This window comes from Staphylococcus lugdunensis (genome assembly GCF_001558775.1).
Taxonomy (GTDB): domain Bacteria; phylum Bacillota; class Bacilli; order Staphylococcales; family Staphylococcaceae; genus Staphylococcus; species Staphylococcus lugdunensis.
Genome location: NZ_CP014022.1, coordinates 1,141,730 through 1,157,438, shown reverse-complemented (window position 1 = coordinate 1,157,438; position 15,709 = coordinate 1,141,730). Strand labels below are relative to the sequence as shown.

17 protein-coding genes are annotated in these 15,709 nt (G+C 34.3%); 11 read left to right on the top strand and 6 right to left on the bottom strand.

Annotated features, from left to right (window positions below):
• Positions 1-3 precede the first annotated feature (3 nt).
• Complete coding sequence (locus tag AL499_RS05520; RefSeq protein ID WP_172412358.1) at positions 4-372, top strand: DUF423 domain-containing protein; 369 nt, start codon at positions 4-6, stop codon at positions 370-372.
• 72 nt (positions 373-444) lie between these two features.
• On the top strand, positions 445-1,920 hold the full coding sequence (locus AL499_RS05515) for an APC family permease (RefSeq protein WP_002493015.1): 1,476 nt from the start codon (positions 445-447) through the stop codon (positions 1,918-1,920).
• 107 nt (positions 1,921-2,027) lie between these two features.
• On the opposite strand, the gene AL499_RS05510 is transcribed toward AL499_RS05515, so the two are convergent.
• Entirely contained in the window at positions 2,028-2,480 is a 453-nt protein-coding gene (locus tag AL499_RS05510) for a threonine/serine exporter family protein (RefSeq protein WP_002459891.1), read from the bottom strand.
• A gap of 12 nt (positions 2,481-2,492) precedes the next feature.
• Positions 2,493-3,260: a threonine/serine exporter family protein gene (locus AL499_RS05505; protein ID WP_002459890.1), complete on the bottom strand. Its 768-nt coding sequence runs from the start codon at positions 3,258-3,260 to the stop codon at positions 2,493-2,495.
• A 419-nt stretch (positions 3,261-3,679) separates the two neighbouring features.
• Here AL499_RS05505 and AL499_RS05500 point away from each other — a divergent pair, with 419 nt between their 5' ends.
• Positions 3,680-3,889: a hypothetical protein gene (locus AL499_RS05500; RefSeq protein ID WP_002459888.1), complete on the top strand. Its 210-nt coding sequence runs from the start codon at positions 3,680-3,682 to the stop codon at positions 3,887-3,889.
• 82 nt (positions 3,890-3,971) lie between these two features.
• Here AL499_RS05500 and AL499_RS05495 read toward each other — a convergent pair whose 3' ends face one another.
• Positions 3,972-4,394, bottom strand: a complete 423-nt coding sequence (locus AL499_RS05495; RefSeq protein ID WP_002492988.1) for a DUF1433 domain-containing protein — start codon at positions 4,392-4,394, stop codon at positions 3,972-3,974.
• A gap of 672 nt (positions 4,395-5,066) precedes the next feature.
• A complete protein-coding gene (hemQ, locus tag AL499_RS05490) occupies positions 5,067-5,816 on the bottom strand; it encodes a hydrogen peroxide-dependent heme synthase (RefSeq protein ID WP_002459884.1) in 750 nt (249 codons plus the stop codon).
• Between the two features lie 161 nt (positions 5,817-5,977).
• Here hemQ and pta point away from each other — a divergent pair, with 161 nt between their 5' ends.
• From pta to AL499_RS05460, 6 genes are all read left to right on the top strand, one after another.
• Positions 5,978-6,964 carry a phosphate acetyltransferase gene (pta, locus tag AL499_RS05485; protein WP_002459883.1) on the top strand — a complete coding sequence of 329 codons (987 nt, stop codon included), beginning with the start codon at positions 5,978-5,980 and terminating at the stop codon, positions 6,962-6,964.
• Complete coding sequence (locus AL499_RS05480) at positions 6,964-7,797, top strand: lipoate--protein ligase family protein (protein WP_002479430.1); 834 nt, start codon at positions 6,964-6,966, stop codon at positions 7,795-7,797. The genes pta and AL499_RS05480 overlap by 1 nt, the downstream gene beginning before the upstream one ends.
• A 442-nt stretch (positions 7,798-8,239) precedes the next feature.
• Positions 8,240-9,163 carry a mevalonate kinase gene (gene mvk, locus AL499_RS05475; RefSeq protein ID WP_002479429.1) on the top strand — a complete coding sequence of 308 codons (924 nt, stop codon included), beginning with the start codon at positions 8,240-8,242 and terminating at the stop codon, positions 9,161-9,163.
• 4 nt (positions 9,164-9,167) lie between these two features.
• Positions 9,168-10,151, top strand: a complete 984-nt coding sequence (mvaD, locus tag AL499_RS05470) for a diphosphomevalonate decarboxylase (RefSeq protein ID WP_002459880.1) — start codon at positions 9,168-9,170, stop codon at positions 10,149-10,151.
• A 12-nt stretch (positions 10,152-10,163) separates the two neighbouring features.
• Positions 10,164-11,240, top strand: coding sequence for a phosphomevalonate kinase (locus AL499_RS05465; protein WP_002459879.1), 1,077 nt, complete (start codon positions 10,164-10,166; stop codon positions 11,238-11,240).
• Between the two features lie 165 nt (positions 11,241-11,405).
• Positions 11,406-11,747, top strand: a complete 342-nt coding sequence (locus tag AL499_RS05460) for a YuzB family protein (RefSeq protein WP_002479428.1) — start codon at positions 11,406-11,408, stop codon at positions 11,745-11,747.
• A gap of 333 nt (positions 11,748-12,080) precedes the next feature.
• Here AL499_RS05460 and merA read toward each other — a convergent pair whose 3' ends face one another.
• Both merA and hypR read right to left on the bottom strand, forming a co-directional pair.
• Entirely contained in the window at positions 12,081-13,403 is a 1,323-nt protein-coding gene (gene merA, locus AL499_RS05455) for a hypothiocyanous acid reductase MerA (RefSeq protein ID WP_002479426.1), read from the bottom strand.
• Between the two features lie 4 nt (positions 13,404-13,407).
• Positions 13,408-13,830, bottom strand: a complete 423-nt coding sequence (hypR, locus tag AL499_RS05450; protein WP_002459876.1) for a redox-sensitive transcriptional regulator HypR — start codon at positions 13,828-13,830, stop codon at positions 13,408-13,410.
• Between the two features lie 154 nt (positions 13,831-13,984).
• Here hypR and AL499_RS05445 point away from each other — a divergent pair, with 154 nt between their 5' ends.
• Positions 13,985-14,923, top strand: a complete 939-nt coding sequence (locus tag AL499_RS05445; RefSeq protein WP_002492963.1) for an aldo/keto reductase — start codon at positions 13,985-13,987, stop codon at positions 14,921-14,923.
• A 185-nt stretch (positions 14,924-15,108) separates the two neighbouring features.
• Positions 15,109-15,654 carry a flavodoxin family protein gene (locus tag AL499_RS05440; protein WP_037540847.1) on the top strand — a complete coding sequence of 182 codons (546 nt, stop codon included), beginning with the start codon at positions 15,109-15,111 and terminating at the stop codon, positions 15,652-15,654.
• Positions 15,655-15,709 lie beyond the last annotated feature (55 nt).

The following is a 15,709-nucleotide window of genomic DNA, read 5'->3' as shown; positions in this document are numbered from 1 at the left end:
ATGATGAAAGTATTTATTATCTTAGGTGCTTTATGTACTATGATGTCAGTTGGTACAGGTGCTTTTGGTGCCCATGTGCTTGAAGATAAACTCAATGAAAAATATATCTCTGTATGGGAAAAAGCAACAACATATCAAATGTACCATGGGTTAGTATTAATTCTAATTGGCATAATTAGTGGAACTACATCCATGAATGTTAATTGGGCAGGTTGGTTAATGTTTTTGGGTATCGTCTTCTTTAGTGGTTCGCTTTATATTTTAGCATTAACAGAGATTGGTATTTTAGGTGCAATTACGCCTATTGGTGGTGTCTTATTTATTGCGGGTTGGTTAATGCTAGTTATCGCAGCGTTTAAACTGCCAGTATAAAAGTAATGGTCATATAAATATGTTAGAGAACTCACTTTTGGGGTATACAGTTACCTTGAGGTGAGTTTTTTTATGACTGAAAAACAAAATAAAGTTGATAGAGGCGATTTAAAGCAAAATCTATCTGAGAAATTCGTATGGGCCATTGCTTATGGTTCATGTATAGGATGGGGAGCATTTATTTTACCAGGTGATTGGATTATGCAATCAGGACCTGTAGCCGCATCTTTAGGTATTTTTATAGGCGCATTGTTGATGATTTTAATCGCTGTCAGTTATGGTGCATTAGTTGAGCGCTTTCCCGTTTCTGGTGGTGCATTTGCATTTAGCTATTTAAGCTTTGGTAGATATGTTAGTTTCTTTTCATCATGGTTTCTAACATTTGGATATGTTTGTGTCGTGGCGTTAAATGCAACGGCTTTTAGTTTATTAATTAAATTTTTACTGCCCAATGTTTTAAACACTGGAAAGTTATATACTATAGCTGGTTGGGATGTTTACATAACTGAAATTATTATAGCAAGCGTATTACTTATCGTGTTTATGCTTATTTCGATTCGTGGTGCAAGTGTCTCTGGGTCACTACAATATTATTTTTGTGTTGCTATGGTGCTTGTCGTATTGTTAATGTTTGTAGGCTCATTTTTTGGTAGTACCTTTGATTTCGGTCATTTGCAACCATTAGCAAATCCTAAACGTGGTTGGTTTACATCTATTATTATGATTGTTGCGGTTGCTCCATGGGCTTACGTTGGTTTTGATAATATTCCACAAACGGCAGAAGAGTTTAACTTTTCACCCAATAAGACATTTAAGCTAATTGTTTATAGCTTATTAGCTGCAGCATTTACTTATGTCTTAATGATTTTGTATACAGGTTGGTTAAGCACGTCAGCAAAAAGTGTGAATGGCAATTTATGGTTGACTGGTGCGGTGACACAATCGACCTTTAGCTATATTGGATTGTTTGTCCTAGCGATTGCTATTATTATGGGGATTTTTACTGGATTAAATGGCTTCTTGATGAGTGCTAGTCGACTGCTCTTTTCAATGGGGCGTTCTGGAATTATGCCTACGATGTTTAGTAAATTACATCCCAAATATAAAACGCCTTATGTGGCAATTGTCTTCTTAGTTGCAGTTACTTTAATTGCACCATGGTTGGGGCGTACAGCTTTGACGTGGATCGTTAATATGTCATCCACGGGTGTATCGATTGCATACTTTATTACTTGTTTATCTGCTGCTAAATTATTTAGTTTTAATAAAGAGAGTGAAACATACGGCCCAGTATTTAAGAGTTTTGGTATTATTGGATCCATTATCTCATTTATATTCTTATACTTATTATTAATACCAGGGTCTCCGGCATCGTTATCGTTACCTTCATATGTTGCTTTAGCTGGCTGGTTAATTATTGGTTTAGTATTCTTTGTTATTCGCTATCCAAAAATAAAAGCGATGAACAATGATGAGCTAAGTCGTTTGATATTAAATCACTCTGAAGATGAAGTGAATGACATGATGAACGAAGATAAAAATGAATAATGACTATCAATGAATATATAAATTTTAAGAATACAAAAAGACACGCAGCGTCAATCTATGCACTGTGTGTCTTTATTTTAAATTGTTGTGTTCAAACGTTTGAAACACTATAGACGCTTATATCTTTTAACGAAACCGGACACACTAATTTTAGAAACTTGGTCTGCAAATAATAAGCCTAAAGCGATGGCACCTGCGATAAGTGTTACTTCTAACATTGTATTGATAGCTTTTCCAAACTCCAATAAGACAAGGCTTTTAGTGGCATCAAAAGCAAGACCACCAGGGACGAGTGGTATGATTCCAGTAACCATAAATATAATTGCAGGTTCTTTCTGTTTTCGCGCCATAAAATGACTGATAAGGCCTAAAGCTAAACTGCCAAAGAAACTAGAGTAGATCGTGTGGAGGCCTAAGCCGTTGAAAAATATAACGTAGACCATCCAACCACATGCACCTACAAGCCCACATGTCAGATATAATTTTCTAGGCGCATCAAAAATGACGCAAAAGAATAATGATGCGGTATAACTAAATATAAAGTTTAGTAACCAAAACATAAGACATTTCTCCTATACCATAATTAAGATTGAACCTACGCCTGCCCCGATACCAAATGAAGTAACGAGCGCCTCTAATGACTTGGTCGTAAACATCAGCATGTGACCACCAAATAAATCTTGTATTGCATTCGTAATTAATACTCCAGGAACTATAGGCATTACAGCAGCAATAATAATGGTGGCAAGATCACCATTGGGAATAAAATGATGCCCAGTCACAGCAATCATTCCAATGACTAAAGAACCAACAAACTCAGGAATAAATTGTGCGTGAAGCTTTCTATCTAAGATCTCAACGACTAAATAACCGAGACCACCAGCTAAAATGGCTGTTAAGGTATCGATGAGCGTACCACCTTGAAGATATAAGAAACTTAGCGCAATGATTGCAGCTGCTATTCCTTTAAAACTTAAGCTACTATCGCGTTCAGCAATATAAATGTGTTCGAGTCTATGTTTGGCATCTTCTAAATCAATTTTATTACTTGAAATCATTCGTGAAATTTCATTAGCTTGTGATATTTTAATTAAATTAGTATCACGGGCGTTGATTCTAAATAAACGAGGATATGTTTCATCGTGTAAAGTAAATTGAATGACAGTATTTGTGACGAAACTATTGCTGTCTGAATAGCCTAATGATTTAGCAATACGCGTCATTGTATCTTCAACACGTGTACCTTCTGCGCCTGATTCTAATAAGATACGACCTGCTAACATTATCACATCTTTAATTAGAGTTTCTCGCTCTGTATCTATATATTGTTTTTTGTTCATTTCATCACCATATCAAGTAGAATGTTACATTAATTATAGTAGATGCGTATCGAAATGGCTACACAATAATTTAAATCATGTAGCGATATTATAATGATGAAAGGTTAAACTTTAGTAACAAAAATTGTATTTTTATTACTTTTTTATCAGTATTATTGCGAGAACTTAACGAAATATGTTTATTTTTATTAAAAAGGGTTAAAATAAAAGTGTTAACAGGGAAAATATACTGGGTAGCGACAGTATATTTTGTGTAGTTAACGAATAGAGTAGTAGTAATTAAAGTTCTCCCAAGAGATACTAAGTAAGAACAGGGTTTAAAGCCCTGTTTTTTAAAAATACATATTGGGACAAATTCGCTAAAGCTACAAAAGAACTTCAGTGTAGTTGACATGCAGTAGAGTCTGCAAGATTTTCTGATGAAAATTTCAAAGGAATCAAGAGAACGAGCGCAACAAACTGAAATATGGTTTATGAGTATCACTAAACATAATATTAAATGGATTAATAACGCTGATTTAAAACAAGGTTTCCAATCAGCGATAAATGATGAACTCGATGACATAAAAGCTGAAACGAAAAACGCTGTTAATCCATTTCAAAACAATCAGATTTATGAATTAGATTGACAATTTACTGAAAATAAAACATTCAAACATAGATATTTGATACATTCTTAAAGCGCAAATTAACTTGAAAAGATCACTGAATTCAGTGATCTTTTTTATTATTATTTAGTTCTTTTTTGATTTCATCAGGTGATTTTCTTTCATGTGCGATTTTTAACAATTTATCAACGCCTTGACTTTTAATCATATCACCTACAAATTGAAAGTTACTCTCGGGGGATGCATAGGCTACAAAGTCATCATCTTTTTTATTATTTATGTATCCTTTAATTACAGCACTACCCATAGGGCTGTTTTCCAATTTAGTAAAGTTTACGAATTTAATGGTATTGGGTTCTTTGGTGTTGTGTTTAAGGTAAAGTGAAATACGTTCTTGTTGTTCTTTGTAGTAGATTTCCTTTTGTTTTTCACGTTCGTCATGTTTCATTTTGAGATAGACGCCTCCACTAATTATGCATAAACTCAAGATTATGCCAAGAATCATAAAAATGTGTTTTTTTGACATTGAATCAACTCCTAAACTGAGGTGAAATCTATGGATGAATTATATAATAACGATACTACATATTGTACTTTTTCATATATCACAGTTACATATAAAAATAATGAAAATGATTTAAAGTTACAGATTTTCGACAAGATAAGTATAACTCAATAAAGATGGAAGGAATATCCCTGTTGATAAGCACGGGAAAGTTCAGATCGATGATTTTTGGGGGATTTAAGAGAAAATATCAGATTGCCATTTTCTGTGCTAGGTACACAAGATGTAACGAAACTTTTCATTTGAGAAGTATTTAAAGTGTTTTTAAACATTAGCAAGTTTTAAATAAACAGTATGGGCCATCATTATGTTCTAGGCTATGAACTAAATATTGGCAGTAGTTGACTGGATTGAAAATGCGCTTATACCAAGCTTTTTCCAATCCTATTCAGCTTTGCCGGGCGGAACTACGAATTCATAATGAAGTCTGTCCTGCTCCCCATACTTTATGATGAAAAATTTATTGTGCATTAAAAAGAACCCTTAACTAAACTGAAGTGACGAATATCGGAATAGCTCGAGCTATTAACCTGCCGCATCAACAGTTTTTGAATTTGTTAAGGGTTTTGGGACTCAATTGCCAATAATACAATTGGAATAAAATATTAACAGTTCATGTCTTAAATGTTTTTGTTAAATAGCGAAAAATGAATCTAATTGATCAAGTTCTAGAATATGACCAATGTAGAAGCTGCCAAATTCACCATAGCGCGCTGTAGTTTCATCAAAACGCATTTCATAGACGATTTTTTTAAACTGTAGTACATCATCAGAGAACAATGTAACGCCCCATTCAAAATCATCAAAGCCAACTGAACCAGTAATAAATTGTTTGATTTTACCAGCATATTTACGACCGATTTTACCGTGGTTGTACATGAGCTCTTTTCTATCTTCCATCGGTAACATATACCAATTATATGTTTCATTTCGTCGTTTATCCATTGGGTAGAAGCAGATATATTCAGAATGTGGTAATTCTGGATATAAGCGTGCTTTAATATGTGGATTTTCATATGGGTCTTCATCAGATTTACCAGCAAGGTAATTACCTAACTCAATGACAGATACATAAGAGTATGTTGGAATTAGAAAATCTGAAATTCGACATTTATTTAATTCATTTTCGATTATATTTAATTCTTTCATTTCTGGACGCAACACCCATAATAAAAGATCTGCTTTCTGACCTGTAATATTATAGAGTGCTTGATCACCTGTATGAGAGGCTCTAGCATTTGCTTTATCGGCAAGAAATTGTTGTAGTTCTTGCACCATAGCATGACGGTCATCTTCAGGTACGAGTCTAAATGTTGTCCAATCTATCGCATAAAATAAATGTAAACTATACCAACCATCTAAAGTTTCTGCTGCTTCACTCATTAATAATCGCTCCTTTTCGTATCATTTATTTAAAATTTTAGCATAAGTTTGGTTGCTTATTCTAAATAAAAGATTACAAATTAGTGAAATGGAATTCTCATGATAAATCAAGTATAATTAAGAGTGCAAATATTATTATGTATAACAAATAGGAGGGTACTATGTCTTTATTAGATGTATTACAAAGTAAACTTTCAGGAAAAAATGTCAGAATCGTACTACCTGAAGGTGAAGACGAACGTGTTTTAACAGCTGCAACGCAATTACAAGCAACAGACTATGTAACGCCTATCGTATTAGGTGACGAAGCTAAAGTTAATGCTTTAGCACAAGACAAAGGATTGGATCTTACTGGTATTGAAGTTATCAATCCTACAACAAGCGAACTAAAACCAGAACTAGTGTCATCATTTGTAGAACGTCGTAAAGGGAAAGCGACAGAAGAACAAGCTAAAGAATTACTAAACAATGTTAACTATTTCGGAACGATGCTTGTATATGCTGGTAAAGCAGATGGTTTAGTAAGTGGTGCCGCACATTCAACAGGAGATACAGTGCGTCCTGCATTACAAATTATTAAAACAAAACCAGGTGTTTCAAGAACATCAGGTATCTTCTTTATGATTAAAGACGACAAACAATATATCTTTGGTGATTGCGCAATCAACCCAGAATTAGATGCACAGGGCTTAGCAGAAGTTGCTGTAGAAAGTGCTAAATCTGCTCAAAGCTTTGGTATGGATCCTCGTGTGGCAATGTTAAGCTTTTCTACTAAAGGTTCAGCAAAATCTGATGATGTTGAAAAAGTGGCTAATGCCGTTCAATTAGCACAAGAAAAAGTTTCAGCAGATCATTTAGAAAATGTCATTATTGATGGAGAATTCCAATTTGATGCTGCCATCGTACCTGCAGTGGCTGAGAAAAAAGCGCCAGGCGCTAAAATCCAAGGTGATGCAAATGTTTTTGTATTCCCAAGTTTAGAAGCAGGAAACATTGGTTATAAAATCGCACAACGTTTAGGTGGATTTGATGCGGTTGGTCCAGTATTGCAAGGACTTAATTCTCCAGTAAATGATTTATCACGTGGCTGCTCAATCGAAGACGTGTATAATTTATCAATTATTACTGCTGCTCAAACATTACAATAATGGAACTAAGTAGTAAATATTTTAATGGTGTGGATTGGCGCTATATAGACCATACGAATGGACTTGCGCCAATGCAATCATTTGCATTTGATGATACGTTTTCAGAGAGCGTGGGTAAAGATTTATCATGTAATGTTGTAAGAACTTGGATTCATCAACATACTGTTATATTAGGTATTCATGATTCACGTTTACCTTATCTCAAGGATGGTATTCGCTATTTAACTGATGAAGTTGGTTATAATGCGATTGTGCGCAACTCTGGCGGTTTAGGAGTTGTATTAGATCAAGGCATACTGAATATATCTTTAATTTTTAAAGGACAGACAGAAACAACAATTGATGAAGCTTTCTCAGTGATGTATTTATTAATTTGTAAAATGTTTGAAGACGATGATGTTGAAATTGAAACACATGAAATTGAACGTTCTTATTGTCCTGGAAAGTTTGATTTAAGCATTAATGATAAAAAGTTTGCCGGTATTTCGCAACGACGTGTCCGAGGTGGTATTGCTGTACAAATTTATTTGTGCGTGGAAGGCTCTGGGTCAAAGCGTGCTGAGATGATGCGCCATTTTTACCAACAGGCACTTAAAGGAGAAACAACAAAATTTAAATATCCAGACATCGAACCCCAATGTATGGCATCACTAGAAACGTTGTTAGAACGTGACATTAAAGTACAAGATGTTATGTTCCAATTATTACATGCGATTCAAGATTTAGGCGGCAAGCTAAACATGGATGCTATTACAGAAGATGAATGGCAACGATATGAAGGACATTTTGATAAAATAGTGGAGCGCAACGATAAAATGTCACGATTGTTATAGCACTAAGATGTGAGCATCCTGAATCATTGTATGATTATCTACAATGATTTAGGATGTTTTTTAATTTTGATACAAATAACGTGCACATTTAAATTGAAATTGTAGTATGATGGGTTAGGTAGAAAATAAAGAATATGAAATTAAGACTATAAATGTTTATAAAATCAAGATTTAAGGTAGAGTAAGTTAAATTTTTGAAACAAAAATACAATCGCTATATACTATTTAAGTGTTGTGCAACGAATGATAATTGTTATTTTACATTTTTGTGGTATTAGTCTACTATAAAAACAAAGTTTTATGACATAATTGTAGCGGAAACGTGACAAAGTTCGATAAAATAATAAGTTGAATAAAGCAAAAGATAGAATGTGAAGATTTCGAGCTTCGCGTTTTTTAATTGCAAATAAGTAAATAGAAAAAAGACTAAAGGTGAGCTAACATGACGCGACGAGGATATGGTGAATCGACTGGTAAGATTATCTTAATAGGTGAACATGCAGTAACATTTGGACAACCAGCCATTGCGATTCCGTTTAACGCTGGAAAGGTTAAAATTTTAATAGAAAGCTTAGAAAAAGGAAATTACTCTGCGATTCAAAGTGATGTCTATGATGGGCCTTTATATGATGCGCCAGAACATTTAAAGTCCATCGTTACCCGTTTTGTGGATAAACATCACATAGAAGATCCATTATTGGTTAAAATTAAAGCCAATTTGCCCCCATCACGTGGATTAGGTTCAAGTGCTGCTGTTGCAGTTGCATTTGTTAGAGCAAGCTATGACTATTTAGGTATTCCTTTATCTGATGACGACCTTTTAACCTATGCCAATTGGGCTGAACGTATTGCCCATGGTAAGCCAAGTGGCATTGACACACAAACGATTATTAGTAATAAACCGGTATGGTATCAGCAAGGTAAAGTTGAACATTTAAAAACTTTACAATTGGATGGCTATATGGTTGTTATTGATACTGGTGTGAAAGGATCAACGAAACAAGCAGTCGAGGACGTTCATCGTTTATGTAATAATGATGCTTATTATATGGATAAAATAACGCATATAGGTCAGTTAGTACATCAAGCAAGCGATGCAATTGAACACCATAGTTTTCAACAATTAGCTGAGATATTTAATCAATGTCAAGAAGACTTAAGAACATTAACAGTGAGTCATGACAAAATAGAACTATTTTTGAAGACGGCGCAACAAAATGGTGCAGTTGCTGGTAAATTAACTGGTGGGGGTCGTGGTGGAAGCATGCTGATTTTAGCAGAAGACCTGAATACCGCGAAACGTGTAGTATCAGCTGCAGAAAAGGCTGGGGCTGAGCATACTTGGATTGAATATTTAGGAGGTTAGGGCGTTGGTAAAAAGTGGCAAAGCACGCGCACATACAAATATTGCTGTTATAAAATATTGGGGAAAAAAAGATGAAGCATTAATCATCCCAATGAATAATAGTTTATCTGTTACGTTAGAACGTTTTTATACTGAAACACAAGTGACATTTAATCATAGTTATAATTCAGATCAGCTTATTTTAAATGGTGAACATGTTAGCGCGACAGAAAACCAAAAAATTCAACGTTTTATGGATATTGTTAGAGCCAAAGCGGGAATAACAATGCATGCCCTTATTGAAAGTACAAATCATGTGCCAACAGCTGCCGGTTTAGCCTCATCTGCAAGTGCTTATGCTGCTTTGGCCGCCGCTTGTAATGAAGCCTTAGAATTACAAATGACAGATAAAGATTTATCGAGATTGGCACGTCGTGGTTCTGGTTCGGCAAGTCGCAGTATTTTTGGTGGATTTGTTGAATGGCATAAAGGCTATGATGACTTAACATCATATGCTGAACAAATCGATGCCAAAGATTGGGAAAAGGATTTGGCCATGATCTTTATTGTTATTAACAAACAATCTAAAAAAGTTTCTAGTCGAGCGGGCATGTCGCTGACTAAAGAAACATCGCGTTTTTATCAATATTGGTTAGATTATGTAGAGCAAGATTTAGCAGATGCAAAAGCAGCGATCAAAACCAAAGATTTTCAACGGTTTGGTGAAACAATTGAAGCTAATGGATTACGTATGCATGCAACAAATTTAGGGGCGCAGCCACCTTTTACCTATTTAGTACCAGAAAGCTATTTGGCTATGGAAATTGTTCACCAATGTCGTGAAAATGGTATTCCTTGTTACTTCACTATGGATGCAGGGCCCAATGTCAAAGTCATTGTTGAAAAGAAAAATCTACAAGCTGTTCAATCAGCTTTTGAAGAAACATTTGAAACATCACAGATTATGTCGAGTGACATCATTTCATCAGGCGTCGAAATTATTAAGTAAGGAAGAGATAAAATGATTCGTGTGAAAGCTCCCGGAAAACTTTATATTGCAGGTGAATATGCCGTTACTGAACCGGGTTATAAATCCGTTTTGATTGCAGTGAATCGTTTTGTCACAGCTACAATTAAAGCTTCTAATGAAGTTGTTGGAACTATTCATTCTAAAACGCTGCATCATGATCCAGTATCATATAATCGTAATGATAATCAAATTGAAATTTCTGATACACATGCAGCGAAACAGTTGAAATATGTTGTCACTGCAATTGAAGTTTTTGAGCAATATGCTAGAAGCTGTGATATTAAGCTTGAGCATTTTCATTTAACTATTGATAGTAATCTTGCAGATGAATCAGGTCAGAAATATGGTTTAGGTTCAAGTGCTGCAGTATTAGTATCTGTAGTTAAAGCACTCAATAAATTTTATGATATGCAGTTATCTAATTTATATATCTATAAATTAGCTGTTATTGCAAATATGAAATTACAAAGTTTAAGTTCTTGTGGTGATATAGCTGTTAGTGTTTACAGTGGTTGGTTAGCCTATAGTACCTTTGATCATGATTGGGTGAAGCAACAAATGGAAGAAGGCCATGTAAGTGATGTTCTAGAAAAGAACTGGCCTGGCTTGCATATTGAGCCTTTACAAGCACCTGAAAATATGGAAGTTATTATCGGATGGACAGGATCTCCAGCATCTTCACCACATTTAGTTAGTGAAGTGAAACGTTTAAAATCAGATCCAGCATTTTACGGTGATTTTATTGAGCAATCACATTTGTGTGTTGAACAATTAATCAATGCCTTTAAGATGAATAATATTAAAGGTGTTCAGAAAATGATTCGCCAAAATCGTAAAGTGATACGTAAAATGGATGATGCAGCATCTGTAGATATCGAAACAAATAAATTAAAACGGTTATGTGATATTGCAGAAGCCCATGGTGGCGCAGCTAAAACGTCTGGTGCAGGTGGCGGCGATTGCGGCATAGCGATTATTGATACGAATGTTGATAAACACAAAATATATGAAGCATGGGCGCATGATGGCATTAAACCGTTACCTTTCAAAATATATCATGGACAGTAAATCAGATGTGACAACCTTTTGAATTTAATGAAGAGGTTGTTTTTCTTTTTGAAATATAATGTAATAATGTGATGATGTGTCTAAAGAGAACAGCTTGAAATTTTCTCTCAATAGAGTAAAATAAATAGAGTTAAATATGAATGCGAAGTAAAGGTGGGTGACACAATGAAAAACAAATTTTTAATTTGTGATGAATGTCAGGCAGTTAATATGAAGTCGCTAAAGAAAAAATTAGAAAAACTTGATCCAGATGCAGAGATTGAGATTGGATGCCAGTCATATTGTGGCCCAGGCCGACGAAAAACCTTTGCATTTGTTAATAATAGACCGTTAGCAGCATTGACAGAAGACGAATTGATGGAGAAAGTGGTAAAACAATTAAAAAAACCACGTAACCCTGAAGAAGAAGAACGCTTGAGAAAACGTAATGAAGAACGTAAACGACGTAAAGAAGAGCAAGATCGAAAACTAAAAGAAAAATTAGAACAACGCAAAGCTGCAAAATAAACAATTTGGAACATAAATACAAAGTATTAAAATTGTAATGTTAAAATCTTTTCTTCGGTATGATTTTTACAATATAATTTGAAGTGATTAAAACTGAAGCTTCTATTAATAACATATGTTGCGTCATGTTATCATTATTATACATAAGGCACCTTGTTTATTTAGTTTAGTAATATTTATTAAATGATACGAAACTGCCTTATTTTTTAAGCATTTAAAGGTGAAATTACATGTTAATACGTAGTATTGAATAAAAAATCAGCACTCAGATTGAGTTGAATTCAATTCATCTGAGTGCCATTTTTCTGGGATTTATGTTCCAGTCTGTTTTTATTATAAATTAAATAAATCATTGAATGCTTCTGTCATTGTTGGATGAGTATAAATATTATCTCTTAATACTTGATAAGGTATGTGTTGATCCATAGCTAATTTAATAAGGTTAATCATTTCTTCAGATTCCTTACCGTATAACGTTGCGCCTAAAATTTCATTTGTGTCCTTATTAATGACTACTTTAAACAAGCCGCGAGGATCATTATTAATTTTATGACGAGGAATGTTATTAACGGCTAGCTTGTTTTCCAAATAGTTATAATGACGTGCCTCTGCTTGAGCAGCAGTTAAACCAACTCGAGATAGTGGCGGATCAATAAATACGGTATAAGGAATTTGTCCACGATTTTCTGTTGTTCTATCCTTATTACCAAATAGTTTAGCTTTCAATATTCTAAAGTCATCTAGAGAAATATACGTAAATTGTAGTCCACCCTTTACATCTCCAGCAGCATATATATGCGGTACTGTAGTTTGTAGATGTGGATTCACTTTGATAGCACCATGTTCTTCTAATTCAATATCTGTATTTTCAAGGGTTAAATCTGTATTCGGAATACGGCCAGTAGCTAGAAGAACGGCATCAGCTACAAAATCTCCTTGAGATGTTTTCACTATTGTATGATCATTACTATCAATAAATTCAAATGTTTCAACATCGGTATGAATCTCGACGCCTTTATTTTCTAAATCATGGATGATAAGTTCAGCAATTTCACGATCTTCATTTGGGATGAGTGTTTGACTAGATTCAAGCACAGAGACATGTGTTCCTAAGTTAGCGAATAGTGAAGCAAATTCAAGTGCGATGTATCCACCGCCAACGATGACTAACTGTTGAGGTTGCGTAGCGAGATTTTGAATGCCAGTAGAGTCATATAATCGCGTGGCACGATCTACACCTTTAATATTCGGAATACGCGCTTTTGCACCTGTGTTAATAACAATATCTGTTGCACTAATGGTACGCTCAACTTGTCCTTGAGCATTAATTAAATTAACTTCAGTATTAGATTTGAACGTAGCTTTATAGTCCAAAACATCAATATGCGTATCATTTGCTAAATTTCCATAATTTTTCTTATTTAATGCTGATACGACTTCATTTTTTCTTGCAAAAGCATCAGCAAATGAACGGTTATGAAGTCCATCATGAATGAGTGTCTTTGTAGGAATACAACCAATGTTGATACATGTACCGCCATACATGTTTGCAGATTGTTCAACTACTGCGACACGTTGCCCTTGATTCGCAGCAAATTTTGCAAGCGTTTTTCCTGCTTTTCCAAAACCTATAATTAATAAATCATAATGTGTCATAACATTATGCCTCCTTTATTATATCTTCAATCACATCATCGATTGTCTTATCACGATAAAAATTTAAAATCAGTTGCTGTTCTTGTTCGCGATAGTGTGACATGGTAGTGGCAATTTGATTTGAAATGATACAATCACTGTCGATACTGCCTGTGAATAAGCGTTGTGTGTGTGTTTTATCGAGAACAAATTGTGAATAAAGTTCTGCTAGGGTGATAGCAGCCGTATGTTGATTAGCTTGATATCCTCCATGTTTACCACGAATTGTTTGTATATAATTACTATTGTTTAATTGTGACATTACACGTCTGAGTTGTACTGGATTTAAACACGTCAATTCTGCTAATTCAGTACTACTATAATGCTTATCTTTATGCTTTGCTAAAAAACATAAGACATGTACAGCAATGTTAAATTCTAAGTTCATCATGTCACCACCTTAATGTAACTATTATAGTTACATTAAATAAAATGTTAAGCAATGTGTCAACTTATTAGTCTTATTGAGCAGAAGTATGGAATGTTTTTACATGATGTGGGTAAATAATAATAAATAGATAAAGTTAAAGGAGTGTATTGTTTTGACCACTAAAGTACAATTAGGCAAATCAAATGTTGATGTTTACCCTATTGCGTTAGGTGCCAATGCAGTTGGTGGACACAATCTATATCCTAATTTAGATGAAGAACAAGGTAAACAAGTTGTACGTGAAGCAATTGATAATGGTATTACATTAATTGATACAGCTTTCATTTACGGACCTAAACGTTCCGAAGAACTTGTAGGTCAGGTACTTAAAGAATATCCAAGAGAGCAAGTTCAAGTGGCAACCAAGGGATCTCATGTCATAAATGAAGACGGTAAAGTTTATCATAATAATGAACCGGCATTTTTAAAGTCACAAGTAGAAGAGAGTCTTGCGCGTTTACAAGTAGATTATATTGATTTATATTATATACATTTTCCGGATGAATCAACGCCTAAAGATCAAGCTGTTGCTGCATTGCAAGAATTGAAAGAAGCAGGGAAGATTAGGGCGATTGGCGTTTCTAACTTTACTTTAGAACAACTTAAAGAAGCCAACAAAGATGGTTATGTCGACGTTGTGCAATTAGAGTATAATTTATTGCATCGTGAAAATGAGGATATTATGGCTTATGCGGCTGAAAATAATATTACATTTATTCCATATTTTCCGCTAGCTTCAGGCATTTTAGCTGGCAAATACACAGAAGATATGACATTTGACGATCACCGAGCTCCACGTCGGGATTTTCAACCTGAAACATTTAAAGATAATGTCCGCCGTGTCAATGCTTTAAAACCAATTGCGGAAGCGCATCAAACATCAATAGCTAATATTGTATTAGCCTTTTATTTAACAAGACCAGCCTTGGATGTCGTTATACCTGGAGCTAAACGAGTTGAACAGGTTAAAGAAAATATTGCAGCAGCACAGCTTATATTGACGGACAAAGATATTGAGACGATTGAACAATTATTTCCAATAGAAAAATAATGTCTTAATAATAAGTAAAAAGATTTCTGATAACGTTTATATAAGTGTCAGAAGTCTTTTTTTATATTGAGTATGTTAATGTGTATTTATAGAACTTGAAAGTAAGAAGAATGGGTATTAAGAACAATGTCAAGATTGGCATCATAAATAATAATGATATTATGAATTAAAGGAGAATGAGTATGATGATTACAGTGTTATTTGGAGGAAGTCGTCCTGATGGTAATACGGCACAATTAACAAAATATGCACTACAAGGACTTGAATATAACTGGATAGATTTGACAACATATCAGCTAAATCCAGTTAGAGATGCTAGACATGATAAGGGAGAAATCACTTCTTATTCTGATGATTATAAAGCACTTATTGACCAAGTGTTAGCAAGTGATGTGGTTATTTTTGCATCACCCGTATATTGGTATAGTGTTTCAGCTTCATTAAAGGCATTTATCGATCATTGGTCAGAAACACTTATAGATTCACAATACAAAGATTTTAAAATGCGTATGTCCCAAATTGATTTTCGTTTGATTTTAGTAGGTGGAGATGTACCTAAAGTAAAAGCTAAACCATGTATTACACAAATGAAATATAGTTTAGATTTTGTAAAAGCAGAGTTATCAGGATACATTATTGGTACAGCCGAACGTCCCGGAGATATTATGAAAGATAAACTAGCATTAGATAGAGCAACAGAATGGAATCAAGCATTTAGTAATAAGATATAAGCTAGCAAGTTGGATGATAAGCTATCTTTTAAATGCGTGATTTTTAAATTTTAAA

Bases quoted from the DNA above. Each gene is read 5' to 3' on its own strand.
- AL499_RS05520 (WP_172412358.1), top strand. From the start codon at position 4: ATGAAAGTATTTATTATCTTAGGTGCTTTATGTACTATGATGTCAGTT.
- AL499_RS05515 (WP_002493015.1), top strand. From the start codon at position 445: ATGACTGAAAAACAAAATAAAGTTGATAGAGGCGATTTAAAGCAAAAT.
- AL499_RS05510 (WP_002459891.1), bottom strand. From the start codon at position 2,480: ATGTTTTGGTTACTAAACTTTATATTTAGTTATACCGCATCATTATTC.
- AL499_RS05505 (WP_002459890.1), bottom strand. From the start codon at position 3,260: ATGAACAAAAAACAATATATAGATACAGAGCGAGAAACTCTAATTAAA.
- AL499_RS05500 (WP_002459888.1), top strand. From the start codon at position 3,680: ATGAAAATTTCAAAGGAATCAAGAGAACGAGCGCAACAAACTGAAATA.
- AL499_RS05495 (WP_002492988.1), bottom strand. From the start codon at position 4,394: ATGTCAAAAAAACACATTTTTATGATTCTTGGCATAATCTTGAGTTTA.
- hemQ (WP_002459884.1), bottom strand. From the start codon at position 5,816: ATGAGTGAAGCAGCAGAAACTTTAGATGGTTGGTATAGTTTACATTTA.
- pta (WP_002459883.1), top strand. From the start codon at position 5,978: ATGTCTTTATTAGATGTATTACAAAGTAAACTTTCAGGAAAAAATGTC.
- AL499_RS05480 (WP_002479430.1), top strand. From the start codon at position 6,964: ATGGAACTAAGTAGTAAATATTTTAATGGTGTGGATTGGCGCTATATA.
- mvk (WP_002479429.1), top strand. From the start codon at position 8,240: ATGACGCGACGAGGATATGGTGAATCGACTGGTAAGATTATCTTAATA.
- AL499_RS05465 (WP_002459879.1), top strand. From the start codon at position 10,164: ATGATTCGTGTGAAAGCTCCCGGAAAACTTTATATTGCAGGTGAATAT.
- AL499_RS05460 (WP_002479428.1), top strand. From the start codon at position 11,406: ATGAAAAACAAATTTTTAATTTGTGATGAATGTCAGGCAGTTAATATG.
- merA (WP_002479426.1), bottom strand. From the start codon at position 13,403: ATGACACATTATGATTTATTAATTATAGGTTTTGGAAAAGCAGGAAAA.
- hypR (WP_002459876.1), bottom strand. From the start codon at position 13,830: ATGAACTTAGAATTTAACATTGCTGTACATGTCTTATGTTTTTTAGCA.
- AL499_RS05440 (WP_037540847.1), top strand. From the start codon at position 15,109: ATGATTACAGTGTTATTTGGAGGAAGTCGTCCTGATGGTAATACGGCA.